The organism is Flavobacterium akiainvivens (assembly GCF_001278115.1).
Taxonomy (GTDB): Bacteria; Bacteroidota; Bacteroidia; order Flavobacteriales; family Flavobacteriaceae; genus Flavobacterium; species Flavobacterium akiainvivens.
The window spans coordinates 690,009-708,952 of record NZ_LIYD01000005.1 but is presented as its reverse complement, the minus strand read 5'-3'; the positions used below and the strand labels follow the sequence as shown (position 1 = coordinate 708,952).

At 40.4% G+C, this 18,944-nt stretch carries 14 protein-coding genes and 1 tRNA gene; 11 read left to right on the top strand and 4 right to left on the bottom strand.

Going from position 1 to position 18,944, the window contains the following annotated elements:
• Positions 1–70 precede the first annotated feature (70 nt).
• The 3 genes from AM279_RS03175 (at position 71) to AM279_RS03165 (ending at position 6,434) form a co-directional block, all read left to right on the top strand.
• Positions 71–796 (top strand): LOG family protein, encoded by a 726-nt coding sequence (locus AM279_RS03175; protein ID WP_054406211.1) that lies wholly within the window; start codon positions 71–73, stop codon positions 794–796.
• A 130-nt stretch (positions 797–926) separates the two neighbouring features.
• Positions 927–3,758 (top strand): aminopeptidase, encoded by a 2,832-nt coding sequence (locus AM279_RS03170; protein ID WP_236688484.1) that lies wholly within the window; start codon positions 927–929, stop codon positions 3,756–3,758.
• Between the two features lie 273 nt (positions 3,759–4,031).
• Positions 4,032–6,434 (top strand): alpha-ketoacid dehydrogenase subunit alpha/beta, encoded by a 2,403-nt coding sequence (locus AM279_RS03165; protein ID WP_054406210.1) that lies wholly within the window; start codon positions 4,032–4,034, stop codon positions 6,432–6,434.
• A gap of 90 nt (positions 6,435–6,524) precedes the next feature.
• On the opposite strand, the gene AM279_RS03160 is transcribed toward AM279_RS03165, so the two are convergent.
• Positions 6,525–7,124 carry a DUF1684 domain-containing protein gene (locus AM279_RS03160; RefSeq protein ID WP_143090375.1) on the bottom strand — a complete coding sequence of 200 codons (600 nt, stop codon included), beginning with the start codon at positions 7,122–7,124 and terminating at the stop codon, positions 6,525–6,527.
• Positions 7,125–7,356: 232 nt separating this feature from the next.
• Between AM279_RS03160 and AM279_RS03155 the strand changes: the two genes are divergently transcribed.
• The 4 genes from AM279_RS03155 to AM279_RS03140 all read left to right on the top strand — a co-directional run bounded on the left by AM279_RS03155 (position 7,357) and on the right by AM279_RS03140 (position 12,018).
• Positions 7,357–7,716 (top strand): BlaI/MecI/CopY family transcriptional regulator, encoded by a 360-nt coding sequence (locus AM279_RS03155; protein ID WP_054410087.1) that lies wholly within the window; start codon positions 7,357–7,359, stop codon positions 7,714–7,716.
• Position 7,717: 1 nt separating this feature from the next.
• Positions 7,718–9,808, top strand: coding sequence for a M56 family metallopeptidase (locus AM279_RS03150; protein ID WP_054406209.1), 2,091 nt, complete (start codon positions 7,718–7,720; stop codon positions 9,806–9,808).
• Positions 9,809–9,895: 87 nt separating this feature from the next.
• A complete protein-coding gene (locus AM279_RS03145; RefSeq protein ID WP_082344171.1) occupies positions 9,896–11,800 on the top strand; it encodes a M56 family metallopeptidase in 1,905 nt (634 codons plus the stop codon).
• 77 nt (positions 11,801–11,877) lie between these two features.
• Positions 11,878–12,018: a hypothetical protein gene (locus AM279_RS03140; RefSeq protein WP_054406207.1), complete on the top strand. Its 141-nt coding sequence runs from the start codon at positions 11,878–11,880 to the stop codon at positions 12,016–12,018.
• Here the strand turns inward: AM279_RS03140 and AM279_RS03135 are convergent.
• Positions 12,015–12,527 (bottom strand): adenine phosphoribosyltransferase, encoded by a 513-nt coding sequence (locus tag AM279_RS03135; protein WP_054406206.1) that lies wholly within the window; start codon positions 12,525–12,527, stop codon positions 12,015–12,017. The two genes, AM279_RS03140 and AM279_RS03135, sit on opposite strands and share 4 nt — an antisense overlap.
• A 103-nt stretch (positions 12,528–12,630) precedes the next feature.
• On the opposite strand from AM279_RS03135, the gene AM279_RS03130 reads away from it, so the two are divergent.
• Positions 12,631–12,704: transfer RNA gene (locus AM279_RS03130), tRNA-Arg, on the top strand.
• 392 nt (positions 12,705–13,096) lie between these two features.
• On the opposite strand, the gene AM279_RS03125 is transcribed toward AM279_RS03130, so the two are convergent.
• A complete protein-coding gene (locus AM279_RS03125) occupies positions 13,097–14,107 on the bottom strand; it encodes an aldo/keto reductase (protein WP_054406205.1) in 1,011 nt (336 codons plus the stop codon).
• A 114-nt stretch (positions 14,108–14,221) separates the two neighbouring features.
• On the bottom strand, positions 14,222–15,109 hold the full coding sequence (locus tag AM279_RS03120; RefSeq protein WP_054406204.1) for an NAD(P)H-binding protein: 888 nt from the start codon (positions 15,107–15,109) through the stop codon (positions 14,222–14,224).
• A gap of 321 nt (positions 15,110–15,430) precedes the next feature.
• Here AM279_RS03120 and AM279_RS03115 point away from each other — a divergent pair, with 321 nt between their 5' ends.
• From AM279_RS03115 to AM279_RS03105, 3 genes are all read left to right on the top strand, one after another.
• Positions 15,431–16,471, top strand: a complete 1,041-nt coding sequence (locus AM279_RS03115; RefSeq protein WP_054406203.1) for an NAD(P)-dependent alcohol dehydrogenase — start codon at positions 15,431–15,433, stop codon at positions 16,469–16,471.
• Between the two features lie 30 nt (positions 16,472–16,501).
• Complete coding sequence (locus AM279_RS03110) at positions 16,502–17,383, top strand: helix-turn-helix domain-containing protein (RefSeq protein ID WP_236688483.1); 882 nt, start codon at positions 16,502–16,504, stop codon at positions 17,381–17,383.
• A gap of 101 nt (positions 17,384–17,484) precedes the next feature.
• Complete coding sequence (locus AM279_RS03105) at positions 17,485–18,897, top strand: aldehyde dehydrogenase family protein (RefSeq protein WP_054406201.1); 1,413 nt, start codon at positions 17,485–17,487, stop codon at positions 18,895–18,897.
• Positions 18,898–18,944: the final 47 nt, after the last annotated feature.

Sequence of the window (18,944 nt, the reverse complement as noted above, 5' to 3'; positions counted from 1 at the left end):
AGGCTATGCTTTTTGCCACTAATAAATCTAATGCTAAATTGTGGCAAGCTATAATTAAAAAATACTGAAAATGTCTAAAGAAACATATAATAACGAAGACGAACGCATACAGGCGGGGCTTACACAAAAACCCTGGAACGAAATAAGGAGTAATGACTCTTGGGCCATATTCAAAATAATGTCCGAATTTGTGAATGGATTTGAAACCATGGCTAAAATAGGCCCGTGTGTATCAATATTTGGTTCTGCACGCACTAAACCCGATGATAAATACTACCTGCTTACTGAAGAGATTGCCGAAAAAATAGCCAACTCGGGCTATGGTGTTATTACAGGTGGAGGGCCGGGTATAATGGAGGCCGGTAACAAAGGTGCAAGCCGTGGCACGGCACCGTCTGTAGGGCTTAATATAGAACTGCCTTTTGAACAGCACTTTAACCCATACATCAGCCATAATTTCAACTTAAACTTCGATTACTTTTTTGTGCGTAAAACCATGTTTGTAAAATACTCACAAGGTTTTGTGGTAATGCCCGGCGGCTTTGGTACACTGGATGAAATGTTTGAAGCCGTTACACTCATCCAAACCAAGAAGATAGCCCGTTTTCCAATTATATTGGTGGGTACAGAATTCTGGGGTGGCCTTATGGATTGGATTAAAACCGTAATGATAGAAAGATACCACAACGCAAGCCCTGAAGACCTTAACCTGGTTAAATTGGTTGACACTGCCGATGAAGTAGTGGAAATTATTGATAAATTCTACAAAAAATACAGCCTTAGCCCTAACTTTTAAATACCCCCTGCCTAAAGGCAGGGGCAAATCATCCATAATTGCTTTTAAAAAGCAACCTTTAATACAATTTTGTATCATATATTTGGATGAAAACAACCAACGCTAAGTATAAAATAAACCATAGCAGGCATTGAAATTAAGAATTACGTTTTTATTGCTGCTGTTTTTATGCGGCGTTGGGCAGGCCCAGCACACTAATACTATTACAGCTACGGTAGATTATGCGCAGCAAACCATTGTTGTGCAGCAGGAAATAATATTCCGCAATACGGGAGATACACCCCTTAACCATATTGTTTTAAATGATTGGAACAATGCCTACAGTAGTAAAGACTCTCCCCTCGCCCGCCGTTTTACAGATGAATTTCTAAAGGCTTTCCACCTTGCCAAAGACAGCGAGCGCGGATTTACCCTTATACAGTTGGCTACAGCTAATGGTAATACACTACAATGGTCTCGTCCTGCTAATCATCCTGATATTGTAGATGTAAAGCTCCATTCTGTACTGACACCCAACGAAAGTATTACACTCAAATTTAGTTACAGTATAAAAATTCCCGCAGACAGGTTTACGCATTTTGGATATGACGCCAAAACAGGCACTTTTACACTGCGTGACTGGTATCTTACCCCTGCCCGTTTAGAAGATGGTAATTTCATAACAAACAGCAATGAAAATCTTGATGATATTGCAAATGCCGTCTGCGATTATAACATTACACTAAATGTGTCTAATGGTGCATTTGTCTGGAGCGACCTTTATGAAGGTAATAAGGTACCAAACGGAAACACTATCGAATATTATTTTAGCGGAAAAGCACGCACAGGGTTTAATCTTTCTATACAGGCAGTCAACACATTCGAAACGTTCAGGTTTCCGCAGGCAGAAGTATTGTGTAACCTTAAAAACAACCGTGTAATTGAAATACAACGTGCCGCAACTATAAACCAGGTTGTAAATTTCGTTTCAGAAAACCTGGGCACCTACCCTCTTGGAAAAATAATGGTTACGCAGGCTGATTATGAACGTAATCCCGTATATGGCCTTAATCAACTCCCAGCCTTTATTAGCCCATTTCCTGACTCGTTTATGTATGAGGTACGTTTCCTGAAAACCTACTTAAATGCCTACCTTAAAAATACCCTGAAACTTGATCCACGAAAAGACAACTGGGTATATGATGCGATACAGGTACAGCTTATGATAAATTATATCAAACAGTACTATCCTGAACAAAAAATGATGGGCGCCCTTGGTTACTGGTGGTTACTAAAAAGCCACCACCTGTTTGAAATACCGTTTAACGAGCAATATAACAATTTTGCATTGCTTATGGCACGCCGAAATAGCGACCAGCCCATTGGCAATCCAAAAAGCACTTTCATAAAATTTAATGAACAGATAGCCGGAAAATACAAAGCAGGTATAAGCTACAATTATCTTAATGAATACTTAGGCAATGATACCGGATTACAGTCACTTCGCGAATTTTATAGCCTAAATACATCTCAAAACCAAACAAACCGTCAGGACCTGCAAAACATACTACAATCAAAAACCCATAAAGATGTAAGCTGGTTCTTTAATTCAACGGTAAACTCCCGGGATTTAATAGACTATCGTTTTGGTACTATAAAAGAAGATACGGATTCACTTACTGTAGAAATCAAAAACGTAACAGGTACTAAAGCTCCTATTCCGCTTTACGGTATAAATAAGTCAGGAACTGTATTTAAATACTGGATAGATGGGTTTGAGAAAGACACCGTTGTAAACCTGCCACGCCTTAATGCCACTAAACTTGTATTGAACCATGAAAATATAGTACCGGAATACAACCAGCGCAACAATTATTACCGGATTGATAAGTTCTTTCCAAACAACAGGCCGGTAAAACTCACATTCTTTCAGGATTTAGAAAACCCGGCATACAACCAAATGTTTTATGTGCCCAATTTTATTTATAATCTCTATGATGGATTTTCCCAAGGTATAAGATTCCATAATAAGTCAATGCTCGAAAAACCTTTTATATATGAGGTAACTCCTACCTATTCCATGAATACCGGTGAGCTAATAGGTGGTTTTTCATTAATGTATAACCAATACCTTCGCGATAATGAAGAGGGGCCTTTTAACATCAGGTATTATCTTTCTGGTTCTACTTATCATTATACGCCAGATGCCAGCTATCGCAAGTTTGTGCCATCAGTACAGTTCCGTTTCCGTGATGAAAACCTACGCAAAAACAAACGTGAAACCGTAACGCTACGTCAAATAATGGTAGAGCGAGAAAAATCGGCGTTTGTAGCTACGCAACAACAAAACGAAAGCTATTCCGTATTCAATGCCCGCTATGCCAAATCAGATTCAGAAATTACAAAGCATTATAATTTTTACAGCGATGTACAAATAGCCAATGCTTTTGGTAAACTATCGGGCGAATTTCAGTTTCGCCGACTGTTTAATGATAACAGGCAGGTAAACATACGTGTATTTGCCGGTATGTTTATGTACCGCAGCACGCAGTCTGAGTTTTTTAGTTTCGGCCTTGACCGTCCTACTGACTATCTTTTCGACTATAATTACTATGGGCGTAGTGAAGAAACAGGTTTATTCAGCCAACAATTTATTATGGCCGAAGGCGGTTTTAAATCTAAGCTTGATACCCGCTTTGCCAACCAGTGGATGACCACTATAAACACCAGTTTTAATGTATGGAACTGGATTGAGCTTTATGGCGATGCAGGCCTGTTAAGCAACAAATATGAAGGCACAAAGTTTGTTTATGACAGTGGTATACGACTCAATCTGGTCACAGATTATTTTGAGCTTTACTTCCCTGTATATTCAAGTAACGGATTTGAACCGGGTAATGGCAATTACAGCGAAAAAATAAGGTTTGTAGTAACCATTGCCCCGAGTACACTATTAGGATTGTTTACCAGGAGGTGGTTTTAATTATAGACCAATCGTCAAATATTTTATTTAGGCTTTAAAACCCTCATATAATTTATGCCTGTTCTGCACATATCTGCCGGACCGTTGTCAAATTAAAAATTTTGAATAAAAAATACACAAAACGCATTTTTTCAACACAATCGTTAATCATATTTTACATAGATATAGGCTAAATTTTATTTTGCTGATAAAAATGCAATTTAAATTTACGTCATGATATTATGATATGTCGCAGTTTTGTTTAAATTTGTATTTACACAACACACTTAGCTTATGACAAGTACAGAAATAAAACAGGCCCTGTCTTTTACAGATTTTAAAGCCCAGGTACTTAACGATTATAAAATTGCCATAACAAGCCGCGAATGCAGCCTTTTAGGCCGTCGCGAAGTGCTTACAGGTAAAGCCAAGTTTGGTATTTTTGGCGATGGTAAAGAAGTACCACAGTTGGCTATGGCTAAAGCGTTTAAAAACGGTGATTTTCGGTCGGGTTATTATCGTGACCAAACCTTTATGATGGCCATTGGCGAGTTATCCATTGAGCAATTCTTTGCAGGGTTATACGGGCATGCATCATTAGAGCACGACCCGATGAGTGCAGGCCGACAAATGGGTGGGCATTTTGCCACACACAGCCTTGACGAAAACGGCAAATGGAAAAACCTTACACAACAAAAAAATTCAAGTTCAGATATATCGCCTACTGCCGGGCAAATGCCCCGCCTCTTGGGCTTGGCACAGGCAAGCAAAATATATAGGAATGTGCGTGGTATAGATACCACAAACTTCTCTGAAAATGGTAACGAGGTAGCCTGGGGTACCATTGGCAATGCCAGCACCAGCGAAGGCTTATTCTTTGAAACCATAAATGCCGCCGGTGTACTACAGGTGCCTATGGTAATGAGCGTTTGGGATGACGATTACGGTATCTCTGTACACGCGCGCTACCAGACTACCAAAGAAAATATAAGCGAAATACTTAAAGGTTTCCAGCGCGATGAGAATAGCAATGGTTATGAAATAATACGCGTAAAAGGATGGGACTACCCGGAACTTGTTGCTGCTTATGAAAAAGCCTCTAAAATAGCCCGCGAAGAACACGTACCGGTACTAATGCATATATACCAGCTTACACAGCCACAGGGCCACTCTACTTCAGGATCACACGAGCGCTATAAAAATGCCGACCGCCTTGCCTGGGAGGCTGAATTTGACTGTATTACCCAAATGCGTAAATGGGTTATAGAAAACAATTTGGCTACACAGGAAGAAATTGATGCCATTGACAAGCAGGCAAAAGCTGATGTACTTGAAGGTAAGAAAAATGCGTGGAACGCGTATCTTAACCCTATTAAGGCTGAACGCGATGAGCTTACAGCGCTACTTAAAAACATTGCTTCTGCTAGTGATAATGGTGTGTTTATTGAAAAGTATGTAGCCGAACTATCAGGTTTAAAAGAGCCGCAACGCAAAGACCTGCTTATAGCTGCACGCAAGGTGTTGCGCCTTGTTATTAAAGAAAGTGGCAGGCATGCCCTTAGTGCATGGATCAAAAACTATACCGAAGATATTCAGCCTAAATATAGCTCACACCTGCACTCTCAAAGCGACAGGAATATTTTTAATATACAGGAAGTTGCCCCTCAGTACAACGAAAGCACAGAGGACGCAGATGGCCGTATGGTAATGCGTAATAACTTTGATGCTCTGTTTACCAAATATCCTGAAGCACTTGTTTTTGGCGAAGATTGCGGCAATATAGGCGATGTTAACCAGGGCCTTGAGGGTATGCAGGAAAAATACGGCGATTTCCGTGTGTGCGATGCCGGTATCCGTGAAGCTACTATTTTAGGACAGGGTATTGGCATGGCCATGCGTGGCCTGCGCCCTATTGCAGAAATTCAATATCTTGATTACCTGCTATATGCATTGCAGATAATGAGCGATGACCTTGCAACCCTGCATTACCGTACAGCAGGCAGGCAAAAAGCGCCGCTTATCATTCGCACGCGTGGACACAGGCTTGAAGGCATATGGCACTCTGGCTCGCCTATGGGGATGATTATAAATGCCCTGCGCGGTATTAATGTATTGGTACCAAGAAATATGACCAAGGCAGCAGGTTTTTACAACACCCTTATGGAAAGCGATGAGCCTGCACTGGTAGTAGAATGTCTTAACGGTTATCGACTTAAAGAAAAAATGCCGGCCAACCTGGGCGAATTTAAAACTCCTATTGGTGTTACAGAAACCCTTAAAGAAGGAAAGGATATTACCCTTGTTTCATACGGCTCTACCCTACGTCTTGTGGAACAAGCCGCTAAAGAATTGCTTGAGGTGGGTATTGACGCCGAAATTATAGACATACAATCGCTACTGCCATTTGACATTAATCATGATATTGCAAAAAGTGTGGCTAAGACAAACAGGTTACTGGTTATTGATGAAGATGTTCCCGGCGGGGCATCGGCATACATACTGCAACAAGTGATAGATGTTCAGGGTGCATACAAATATCTTGACAGCAAGCCTGAAACACTTGCTGCTAAAGAACACCGTCCTGCTTATGGTACTGATGGCGATTACTTTAGTAAACCATCAGTAGAAGATATTTTTGAAAAGGTATACAGCATAATGTATGAGGCTAAACCTGAAGAGTTCCCTGAGCTTTATTAGGTTTCAAGTCGCAGTTTACAGGTAGCATCATATAAAAAATCCGCTTAAAATTTAAGCGGATTTTTTTATCTCTAAACTTGCGACTGCAAACTATTTCATATACTCCTTCACACCTGCTTTAATAACTGCATCAAGGCTGTTTTGAGATGGAGGTATTGGGCACGAATAATCATGGTTGTAAGCACAATACGGATTATATGCTTTATTAAAATCTATTTGTATAGTATCTCCCACAGGTATCTTTAAATCAACATAGCGGCCACCTTCATAACTACCTTCCCCGTTTGTATCATCCCTAAATGGCAGGAAAAGATAGTCTTTATATTCTTCAAGTCTTGAGAGGTCCGGACTTTGAAAAATATCCAGCTTATGCTGCTTTCCGGCTATTGTAAAGCTAACTTCCCCATATTTTACATAGCGCGCTTTACGGCCGGTAGTTGTGGCCATATAAAACGGTTTTTCATCCGGAGTACGTTTAAATTTAGCGGTAACACAATACTGAAGGTCTACCGGGTAGAAGTCAAGCGATTTAAAAGTCTTTTGGTCTGCCTTTGTAAGTGGCGTTGTTTTAGGGTCGGCATATTCTTTATTAAGTTTATCCTGCGCTTCTTTTGAAGCCATCTCGCTACAATCTTGTGCATATCCGTAAGATAAGCATGCGAGAGCCACTATTATAAAAATATTTTTCATGTATTTCAATTTTGGCAAAAGTAATGAATAAAAAATAACATTATATATTAAGTGTCTACGGGCTAAAATAACACCTTAATAAACAAACGCTTATATTTAAAAACCAAATAAAAAATTATTATTTTAGAGTATCAATATACTAAACAAACTAACTGTTTCGTTGTTTAACTATAAAAACAGTTGTGAAACTAAAAATTTAGTTTTAGCTTTGGTAAACCAAAATATAAACATCATGCAAAAGTTAACTAATAAAGAAGAAGAAATAATGCACATACTATGGAAGCTGGAAAAAGCTTTTGTAAAAGATGTGCTTAACGAGGTAAAAGATGATAAGCCACATTATAACACCCTCAGTACAATCATTCGCAACCTTGAAGAAAAAGGCTATGTAGGCCATAATGCCTATGGTAATACACATCAATATTTTCCGGTAGTAACTAAAGAAGATTACCGCAAGGGCTTTATGAGCAATGCTATAGAGAATTACTTTAACAATTCTTATAAAAGTATGATTTCTTTTTTTGCCAAAGAAGAGAAAATATCTGCCGAAGAGCTTCGTGAAATTTTAGATATGATAGAAAAAAAGAAATAATATGGACGCGTTTCTGTACCTGGCAAAAACATCCGGCCTTATAGCCTTATTTTATGTTGCTTACTGGCTTTTGCTTAAAAAGGAGACCTTTTTTAATCCCAACCGTTGGTTTTTACTGGCGGGTCTGATAACAGCCGCACTGCTTCCGATGGTAACCTATACAAAAGTGGTATGGATAGAAGCTAAACCGGTTACAACACTTATTATAAACGCTCAGGATCTTAATACAAACAATATTAACGCATTACAACAACATGCGGCATTAGCCCATGCGCAAATTGTACAAGCGGAAACACAAATAAACTGGCAGGATATAGCACTCGCGGTATATATAATAGGCGCACTACTTCTTTTAGCGCGCTTTTTAACCGATGTATCGTTTATTAGGGAACTGCTTAAGGCACATAAGGCCACAAAACACGGCCGGTACAGGCTAATTGATTCGCCACAGGTACAATCACCTTTTTCATTCTTTAATTATATAGTTTACAATAGTGCTGCATTTACTGCTACAGAACTTGAAAGCATTTTAGAGCATGAAAAAGTACACAGCCGCCAGCTTCACAGCCTTGATATGATTATAGGCCAGCTGTTTTGTGTAATACTGTGGTTTAACCCGTTTGTATGGCTATACAAAAAGGCTATAGCCCAAAACCTTGAGTTTATTGCCGATGCAGGCGCTGCTCAAAAGGTAACCGACGCAGTAGGCTACCAAAAAACCCTGCTGAAAATCACCCTTCAGCCGGAATGCATTGCAATCACCAATCATTTTTATCAATCATTAATCAAAAAACGTATCGTTATGTTAAACAAAAAAAAATCAAGCAGCCGTAGCTCCTGGAAGTATGGCGTTGTGCTACCGGCACTGGTTACCTTTGTGCTGGCCTTTCAGGTAAAGGTTGTAGCACAGGAAAAAGAAACTGAAACCCTAAATGTTGTAAAGGCTGATGTACTCATCACACACAGCCCAACACAAGACAGGCTGGTTGTAAAAATTGATAAAGACACTAAGGACAGTGAGCTCGAAGAGCGCAAGAGAACCATTAAAGATGAGTTTGATGCCGATGTGGCTTTCAGCAACATAAAGCGAAATGACAAGAGCGAAATAACTGCTATTAAAGTAGCCTTTAAAGGTAAAAACAATGATAATGTTTATGAGCTAAAAGGCAATAAGCCCATAAAAGCTTTCACTATAGAAATTAACAGTAAAGGCAATAATGACTATATTATAAATTTTGGAACGCCAAAGGATATAGCTGCTTTTTATCCTTCGGATGATAACAATGATACTGTAATCTTCAATGCTAATCCATACACCCACACCCCTGCCCCACCACAGGCATTTGTACATCGCCCTGCACTTGTTTATGGCACAGCGCAGCCCATTATAACATCGGGTAACCGTGTGGCGCTAAATTTTGGTAATAGTGATGCCCTCATTGTAATAAATGGCGTAAAATATGCCAAAGGCCAGGAAATAAAATTGCCTGCCGGACATCAGGTAACGGCTATTACAACACTTAATGATAAAGAAGGGAAAAGCAAATATGGCAAAGAAGGTAAAAAAGGCGTTATAGAAATTATAGCGTCTCCTGCAAAAGCACAACTATCTGACGATATTGCATTTGGATACATGTTACCTGATGATTTACTCAACTCAATTTCAGAGAAAATGAATATAGAAACCTCAAAGGGATTGCTTAATTCTGACCTGATGGATAAATTTCCTTTTGAAATTTTTGACGGCGTAACTTTTGGAGAAAATGGCTTTGAAGGCCTTACACCCGAAAAACAAAAGGAAATAGAACAAAAGCTTATGGCATTTGTAGATCTTGAAAAAGTTTATTTTTCGAAGGGAAGCGACATAGAACGCCTTAAAGCAGAAAAAATGCGTGAGGAGGTAGAACGCCAACGCAACCACCTTAAAAACAGGCTTGAAGACAACAGGCAGGTATTGGAGGCTAAGAGAAACGAAGTAGAAAAAATAAGAGCTGAAAAAGAGAAAAAGAAGGCTGAAATGATAAAACGCCGTGAAGAATTAAAAAGGAAAGCAGAAGCTAAAAAGAATGCAGAAGCCAAAGAAAAACATTAATTTGAGAGTTAGTTATTTAATTGTTTGATGCAGGAGCGGCGGTAACAGCTGCCCCAACACCTACAAACCAACCAATACCCGAACATTATGGAAAATGTACTACTATACATAGTTAAAGTATGTGGCCTCACCGTAGCTTTCTATGCCACTTACTACCTGTTACTACGCAAAGAAACCTTTTTTGCGACAAACCGTTGGTTTCTACTGACAGGATTAATAACTTCAGTATTGCTGCCGTTAGCTGTATTTACCAAAACAGTTTGGGTTGAGCCTCAACCTGTAAGCAATGTAAATGCTATAACTTTCACGGATTTTCAAACAACACCCATACCCGAGGCGCAATTTGAATTTGAGTGGTGGATGTCCGCACTTGTATTATACATCATGGTTGCCGGTACACTATTGTTAAGACTATTGATTGATTTTAAAAAGATTTTAACCCTTTTTAAAGGAAGGGTATCAACAAGGTTAGGTAGGTTTAAAATAATTGATTCTGAGGCTGCAAAATCGCCTTTTTCATTCTTTAATTATATAGTTTACAACTCAGCCAGCCTTGAGCCCGAAGAGCTTCAGGGGATTATAAGCCATGAAAAGGTACACAGCAGCCAGCACCACAGTATTGATATACTAATAGTACAGCTATTTTGTACGGCTTTTTGGTTTAACCCTTTTGCCTGGCTTTATAAAAAAGCAATATCACAAAATCTTGAATTTATTGCTGATGCTGAAGCCATTAAACATATTAACGATGTTACTTCATACCAAAGAACATTACTTAAAATGACACTTGAACTACAAGGTACCATTATAGCAAACCATTTTTACCAACCTTTAATTAAAAAGCGCATCATAATGATTAATAAGCCAAAATCAAAAAAAAGTAATTCGGTTAAGTATGCTTTAATACTTCCTCTTTTGGTGGCCTTTATGTTTTTCTTCCAGGTAAAAACTGAAGCGAAGGAAAAAGTAACTGCTAATACAACCATGACCGTAGGGCCACTACAAGACACAATAATTCAGAGTGTTAAAGTAACCGTTACAAAAGATACTAAAGATGAGCACCTAAAAGAAAATATGGCCATTATTTCGGGCACTTTTAAGCTCTCTGCAAATTATAATGTAAAACGTAATAAAAGTAATGAGATTACCTATATCAAGGTATCAATAAATGGCAATGGACTGGAAAAGGTTTACGAAGAAAAAAGCAAGAAACCTATAAAAGACCTAACAATTAATGTAGAACGCGATGCAAATAATGAATTGGACATCCATTTTTCTAATCCTATAAAAAATATTGTTACCGATGCAATTGCTATAAAAGCAGATACTTTATGGTTTGACCGAAACAATAAAGTGATGCAAAATAAAGTCTTGTATATAGTCAACGGTAAGCAGGCTAATGAGTCAGATTTCAGGACTATAGACCCTAATCAAATTGAAGCCATAACGGTTCTTAAAGACGACAAAGCAGTTGAAAAATATGGTAATGACGCTAAAGATGGTGTAATAGAAATTACTACTAAGAAAGATTTTAAAATTGTAATGGGTAACTATGACCCGGCAATAACATCTGATAACCAAACGGTTGTAGTAAAGAGTATATCGTATGATTCTGAAGAAAAAAATGGAACCCAGGCCATAAAGACAAGGTCATGGTCAGCACAGGGAGCCATTGAAATATCTAATACAGATAATGGAGACGGGAACAAAACCAGTTTTAAGTTAGCAAATGACGGCAATAGCGGTTTTATTATAAATAAACTGTCTACCGATACCGACCTTGATTTTTATGTTGAACTGTTGGCTAAGAACGGAATAACCATGAAATATTCAGGAGTTAAACGCAATAACAAGGCAGAAATTACTAAGATTAAGATTGAACTTTCTAAAGATGGCAATAAAGCCAAAGGAGCTTTTGAATCATCTACAGGTATTGACCGTGTTTACATAGGCGAAAAGAATGGTAGCCTGGTAGCCTCAAGCATGAAATAATTGCACAATATATTCTTAAAAGGCTGCTGTTCAGGCAGCCTTTTTTGTAATTTTGGGTTACACCAAAAATTTATGCTATGTTTAAACTATTAGCAAAGCTTAATAAATGGCTCTTGCCCAACTACACAAAACAGCAGCTCGACCTTGCAAAAGCTACAAAATGGCAAAAGGCCGTTATAGCCTGGAAATATTATGTAATTACCCGTGCTGTAGACTAATACACCAGCGGAGCATATACTTCATAAGGTAGTAATTTCTCACGTCCTTTAAGGAAAGACAACTCCATCAGAAAGTTGCATTGTACAATTTCCCCTCCCAGTTTTTCAACTAACTCGCAAAGAGCCTTAGCCGTTCCACCTGTAGCAAGTACATCATCATGTATTACAACGCGTTCTCCGGGCTTAATAGCATCAATGTGTATTTCCAGTGTATCTGTACCATATTCAAGCTGATATGTAGCTTTTAGCGTTGTGTAGGGCAGCTTTTTAGGCTTACGCACAGGCACAAAACCCGCATTAAGTTCATAAGCCAGCAGTGTAGCAAAGAAAAAGCCCCTGCTCTCTGCCCCTACCACCTTATCAATATTCCGTTCAGCCAGCCGGTTTTTAAGCAAAGCCATACATTCGCGCACTGCGGCAGGGTTTGCAAGCAGCGGAGTTATGTCTTTAAACAAAATTCCCGGTTTCGGAAAATCCTGAACGTCACGCACATACTGATTAAGTGTCATTTTTTTCTATATTTTTATGGGTTTATGCTTGCAATATACGTATTAATGCCTATATTTGCACCCGCAATCAGGTTATGAATTAACAACAACCTAACAGCAAAAAGGCACCGTGGCGCAACTGAATAGCGCATCTGATTACGGCTCAGAAGGTTACAGGTTTGAATCCTGTCGGTGTCACAAGCAAAAATCCCGAAATCACTACGATTTCGGGATTTTTTGTTTTAATGATCTTATAAAATATAAGTTTTAACTTCTGGTTTTGATATTAGTAATTAACCAGACAGGATTCAGATCATTTAAATGTTTTTAATTACAGAATTCACTTTCATTTCTGATACTAAAAGTGCTTAATATTTCACTTTTGGAATTCATTTTCACGGTGTGAAATAAAAAAAAACAATGTGCCGGTGTACGGTTGTTGGGTTACAGATACTAATTTATAGTATCAAAGATCCTTTGGCCTTAAAAGCCCAATCAATGGGAAGTTAGGTCACTGTCAAGAATTGGTATGTTACTATTCAGATATTAAATTTACAAAAAATAAAGGTGTCCTCAGGCACCTTTAAACTTTAGTCTTCGTTAATTATTGATTGCATGTATCCTTCGTAGCGGGCACCCACCTGTGTCGTTCCCAACGGCATAATTGCCTCAATACGGTTCATTTCACCGGAACTAACCACAATGTCTGTTGCACCAATATTCTGTTCGGCATATTTAACATGTCTGGTTCCTGGAATCGGTACATGTCCTTTTGCAATAATCCACGCAAGTGCCAATTGCGATGCGGTTATATCTTTTTCATCCGCAATGGCCTGTAACGCTTTCACAAGTTCAAGGTTCTTATAAAAGTTCTCACCCTGGAATCTCGGCAGGTCTCGGCGCGAATCATCCACCCCAAAGTCGTCCGGGCTTTTCAACTCACCGGATAGAAAACCCCGGCCCAGCGGCGAATATGCTACCAGCCCTATGCCCAGTTCGCTTAAGATAGTAGTTGTACCGTTTTCATCCAGTGTGCGCTCAAACAATGAATATTCCGTCTGAACAGCTGTCAGTGGGTGCACCGCATGTGCCCGTTTGATGGTTGAAGCGGAAACTTCCGAAAGCCCGATATAGCGTATCTTCCCTTCCCTCACAAGTTCAGACAGTACTTCCATAGTCTCTTCAATAGGTGTATTGGGGTCAAGGCGATGCTGATAATAAAGATCAATGTAGTCTGTGTTTAAATTCTTCAATGAGCGCTCAACAGCATGTTTTATGTAGGCCTTATCACCCCTGATTCGACCTGTAGCCAGCCCTGTTTGGTCATCGATTTCAAATCCAAATTTTGTAGCAATGATTACCTGTTCACGTTTTCCCTTCAACGCTTTCGCAAGCAACCTCTCATTACTTAGCGGGCCATATACATCGGCCGTATCAAGAAAATTGCTTCCCAGTTCCAGTGCCCGGGAAATAACATTTATGCCGTCCGCTTCGCTGGATTTGCCATAAACATTTTGCGTTTCACTTCCTGCGAAACTCATACAGCCTAAACCTATTGAAGGTACCATAAGACCCTGGCTGCCCAAATTTGTTGTTTTCATAATTATACATTTATTAATTTATTGTGTTAAGACCAGCAGCATAATGTTATGTAATGCCACCCAATCACTTATAGCTTTTCCAAATCAATGCACATAGGGTTTGAATTTCGCAGATTAAGAAGTATGAAACCGCTCTGCAAATTCTTTGGAAAACTCAGAGAGTTTTATCTTTCCGGTAACCGGAGTGCCTGAAGCATAAAAGTCTTTGGTTATAAGTCCTGAGCCAAATCCTTTTCCCATTTCCACATAACCCTCAACAGATTCCACCGGCAGGCCTGCATTTAACAACGCCTCATGTAGCTGGCTATCTGCAAATTCCACCCAGTAAAGTTCCGGTTTGGAAATAGCAACCCCAAGTAAGGAAGCAATAATACCCACCTCCTGTAAGTCACTTACAATGTACCTTACATTTTTACCTTCAGATGGCTTTGTAAGCTCTTCAGCAGCAGCGGCGGCAATGTCTTTAGGATGAACGAGAGGCAAGACTGCATCTGCGGGATAATTGCTGCCAAGTATACCGAACTCCTTTATTATTGGAATATCCCTGAAATAATTATAATAGAAGAAACCGGGCCTTAAAAAAGTTACCGCTACATTTTCCAGCTGCCTGAAACGTTCTTCAATATGATGTATACCCTTTACAGGTCCGTTGCCTGAAGGGAGATCTGCACCGATGCTGCTTAGCATCACAACTTTTTTTACTTGCGCCACGGTAATAGCCTCCGCATAGGTGTGACCTGTCTTAATCGTATTGGAAATCATGTCGGGGTCGAATGCATCAGATGGTGTCATGGTAAAAACTGCGTCTGCACCCGAGAAGGCACGTATGAGAAAATCTAAATCTGTAATGGAGCCCACAGCTGCGCTTGCGCCAATCTTATTGATTTCGTTTTCCCTGTCCGGGGTGCTGGTAATAATCGTTACCTGATGTCCTTCGCTTATTAGTTGCTCAGCAAGTGGCCGGCCCACATTGCCCAGTGAACCTGTTACAGTTATTTTCATCTTGTTTTTCTTTTACGTTATTGAGGTGATAAAATTAAACAGGCGGCTATATCATAAAGTATCCCAATCACGGAATGATGTTTCCCAATCACCGCTAACGCTTTTCCACCTTTTTAAATCGTTGTATAGAAATAAAATGAGGTTTACTATCTACTTTATATACCTATATAGCAGAACCCATTTATTGGCCATTGTTGCAATTTTTTATAAAAAATTCAACTTCCCTGATTGAGATACAAAATTCTTCAATAGACCTACTTTATCCGGTTATTCTATTGCGAAGTTTGCATCGTAATAATTTATCAATTAAAACTTTCTATCATGACAGCATTAAAAGGTTACGCAGCACAAAACCCAAAAGACAAATTAGCGCCCTGGGATTTCGAAGTGAGAGAACTCGGCCCTCACGATGTATTGGTTAATATTATGTATTGTGGGGTTTGCCACACCGACCTGCATCAAATTAACAACGATTGGTTTCCGGGAATCTTTCCAATGGTACCTGGGCACGAAATTGTTGGTGAAATCGCAAAAGTGGGCAATCATGTAAAAAAGCACAAAATTGGTGACTGTGTTGGTGTTGGGGTTATGGTCGATTCCTGTGGGGGGTGCGAAGATTGTTCTCATGGCCACGAAACAACCTGTAGCGTAAGCCCCGTTTGGACATACAATAGCCTGGGATTAGACGGTAAGCCAACATATGGTGGATATGCTAATGCAATTGTAATTAAGGAAGACTTCGTACTGCGTGTAGCTCAATCACTAAATCCAGAGGGTGTTGGCCCATTGCTCTGCGCAGGCATCACCACATATACCCCCCTGAAAAGGTTTAATGTAGGTAATGGCCACAAACTTGCAGTATTAGGCCTTGGCGGCTTGGGGCATATGGCAGTTAAATTTGGTGTAGCTTTTGGAGCGGAAGTAACAGTGTTAAGCACCTCTTCCAAAAAAGAACAGGCAGCATATAAACTGGGGGCACATCATTTTATCAATACATCTGATCAGGGACAACTCGACAGTGTAAAAGGGGAATTCGATTTTATCCTCGATACCGTTTCAGCACCTCATGATTTAAATGTATATTTACAACTATTAAGAAGTAACGGAACTCACATCTGTGTTGGCATACCCGTAGAACCATATGTTATTTCGCCATTTTCGCTGCTTGCAGGAAATAAAAGCATAACAGGTTCCGGTCCGGGCGGCCTTCCGCTGACCCAGGAAATGCTGGACTTCTGTGCTGAGAAAGATATTACGGCCGATGTCGAACTGATTGACATCAAAGACATACACCATGCTTTTGAAAGAATGGAAAGAGGAGATGTTCTTTACCGCTTCGTAATCGATCTTGCTACGCTGTGAGAACGGGTAAAAACATAAAGGATGCTTGTTATGAATTCCATTTCTGAATTTCATAGGATTCTGGGTGTGACCCGGCCGGAGCACCCGTTGATCAGCGTAATCCATTTTGAGGATCTTGGCACATTTGCAGAAGAGATTTCCGAGAAGGTAATGTACAACTTCTACATGATCCTACTGGTAAAGAAATTCGACGGCCGCATCCGTTACGGACAGAACTTTGTGGATTTCGATGAAGGCTCCGCCTCTTTCTTCAGTCCCGGTCAGATACTTTCCACAGATGACAATGCTAAGGAAGGCTGGATACTTATCATCCATCCTGATTTCATACGCAGCCATGCATTCGGGAAGACCATCAAAAATTACGGATTCTTCTCGTACGACATTTACGAGGCTTTGTTCCTGTCTGAAAAAGAGGAAACGGTACTGAACGGCATCATCCACAACATTGAACAGGAATTTAAATCGAACATCGACAACTTCAGCCAGAATATTATCATCTCGCAGGTTGAAACGTTACTCAACTATGCAGATCGTTTTTACAACAGGCAGTTCATTACCCGGAAGCAGATCAACAATGACTTGTTATCGAAACTCGATAAAATCCTGAATGAGTATTTTGACAGCGAACAAGTTCAGGACAATGGCCTGCCAAAAGTGGAAAACCTGGCCCGGGAACTCCATTTGTCGCCAAATTATCTTAGTGACATGCTTCGGTCCCTGACCGGATTGAACACGCAGCAAACCATACAGCACAAGTTGGTAGAAAAAGCGAAAGAAACACTTGCATCCACTACGCTTTCCGTTAGTGAAATTGCCTTCAGGCTTGGGTTCAGCCACCCACAGTCGTTTAATAAGTTCTTTAAGAGTAAAACACAGCTGTCGCCTTTGGCTTTCAGACGCTCTTTTAATTAATCAAAATTTTTATCGGACTATTTTTTCCGGCAGGTGAAAAAACTGCCGACAGGATACCTTTTGTCTAAAATCAATACTCACAATCTAAAAAATTTATTATTATGAAAACGCTTAACCGCATTTATGTAAATGGTGCTTTTGTGGCTCCTCACGGTACCGAATTGTTTGAGCTCATCAACCCTGTAGACAACACACTTACAGGAACCGTACAACTTGCCGATGAGCATGATACCCGCACTGCGATTGCCGCAGCCAAACGCGCATTCAGGACCTATTCCCAAACCAGCCCTCAGGAAAGGATGTTATATCTAAGAAGTTTCAGGGCCGCGGTAGAAAAAAGGCTTGACAGCATCGTAGAAGCTATGTTGCTCGAATACGGTGGTACAATACAGTTTTGTCGTCAGGCGGCCCAATCATGCCTTGCCTTCATCGATTCGAACATTGCCTTGCTCGAAACATTCGATTTCGAAAGGAGATTGGGAAATTCCGATGTTTTTCTCGACCCTGTGGGCGTTGTAGGCATCATCACGCCATGGAATGCCAGCAACGGATTTATATGCAGCAAACTTTCAACCGCATTGGCAGCCGGGTGTACGGCAGTAATCAAACCGGCGCAGATGAGTGCACTCCAAACCCAAGTCATGATGGAAATTCTCGATGACGCGCGCCTGCCACAAGGTGTTGCCAACGTGCTTATCGGACGTGGAGAACTTGTCGGTGCCGAAATCTGCCGTCACCCGGATATTGCTAAAATCACATTCACCGGATCGACCGACGTGGGCAAATGGATAGCCCGTGAATCGGCAAGTACAATGAAACGCCTAACCCTTGAACTTGGCGGGAAATCGCCTAACATCCTTCTTGAAGACGCCGATTTCGAAACGGCCGTTCCTATGGCTGCATTAATGGCCTTTATGAATAGCGGACAGGCGTGCATTGCAGGAACGCGCTTATTGGTACCCGAAGACAAGCTTCCACTTGTTGAATCGCTCATTGTGAAAGCCGTTGAGAGCCTGAAAGTAGGAAACCCCGGAGACGAGGATACTGCTGTTGGGCCAATGGTAAACAAAAAACAATACGAGCGTGTACAAAGTTATATTCGCCTCGGGCTCGAGGAAGGTGCCAGGTTGCTCATTGGAGGTGAAGGCCATCCGGAAGGTCTCGAAGAAGGTAATTTCGTCAAATTAACCGTCTTTTCTGATGTTACCAATGATATGCGTATCGCTCGTGAAGAAATTTTCGGGCCTGTATTGTCTATCATTACTTACAAAGACGACGAAGAAGCCATCGCAATTGCTAACGATACCGACTATGGACTTTTTGCCTACGTCAGCGGTGAGGAAAACCATGCGCGCAAAATTGCAGGCCGCATCGAGTCTGGCCGTGTGGCCATCAACCAGTTTGAGTTTGACCTTGTAGCTCCGTTTGGCGGGTCTAAGCAGTCAGGTATCGGGCGAGAATACGGGAAATATGGCCTCGAGGCCTTTCTTGAACCTAAGGCTATCAGTTACTAAATAAGTTGGGAATGCTCCTGCAAGCACGGAGCCTTTCTTTAATCAAT

Bases quoted from the DNA above. Each gene is read 5' to 3' on its own strand.
- AM279_RS03175 (WP_054406211.1), top strand. From the start codon at position 71: ATGTCTAAAGAAACATATAATAACGAAGACGAACGCATACAGGCGGGG.
- AM279_RS03165 (WP_054406210.1), top strand. From the start codon at position 4,032: ATGACAAGTACAGAAATAAAACAGGCCCTGTCTTTTACAGATTTTAAA.
- AM279_RS03160 (WP_143090375.1), bottom strand. From the start codon at position 7,124: ATGAAAAATATTTTTATAATAGTGGCTCTCGCATGCTTATCTTACGGA.
- AM279_RS03155 (WP_054410087.1), top strand. From the start codon at position 7,357: ATGCAAAAGTTAACTAATAAAGAAGAAGAAATAATGCACATACTATGG.
- AM279_RS03150 (WP_054406209.1), top strand. From the start codon at position 7,718: ATGGACGCGTTTCTGTACCTGGCAAAAACATCCGGCCTTATAGCCTTA.
- AM279_RS03145 (WP_082344171.1), top strand. From the start codon at position 9,896: ATGGAAAATGTACTACTATACATAGTTAAAGTATGTGGCCTCACCGTA.
- AM279_RS03140 (WP_054406207.1), top strand. From the start codon at position 11,878: ATGTTTAAACTATTAGCAAAGCTTAATAAATGGCTCTTGCCCAACTAC.
- AM279_RS03135 (WP_054406206.1), bottom strand. From the start codon at position 12,527: ATGACACTTAATCAGTATGTGCGTGACGTTCAGGATTTTCCGAAACCG.
- AM279_RS03125 (WP_054406205.1), bottom strand. From the start codon at position 14,107: ATGAAAACAACAAATTTGGGCAGCCAGGGTCTTATGGTACCTTCAATA.
- AM279_RS03120 (WP_054406204.1), bottom strand. From the start codon at position 15,109: ATGAAAATAACTGTAACAGGTTCACTGGGCAATGTGGGCCGGCCACTT.
- AM279_RS03115 (WP_054406203.1), top strand. From the start codon at position 15,431: ATGACAGCATTAAAAGGTTACGCAGCACAAAACCCAAAAGACAAATTA.
- AM279_RS03110 (WP_236688483.1), top strand. From the start codon at position 16,502: ATGAATTCCATTTCTGAATTTCATAGGATTCTGGGTGTGACCCGGCCG.
- AM279_RS03105 (WP_054406201.1), top strand. From the start codon at position 17,485: ATGAAAACGCTTAACCGCATTTATGTAAATGGTGCTTTTGTGGCTCCT.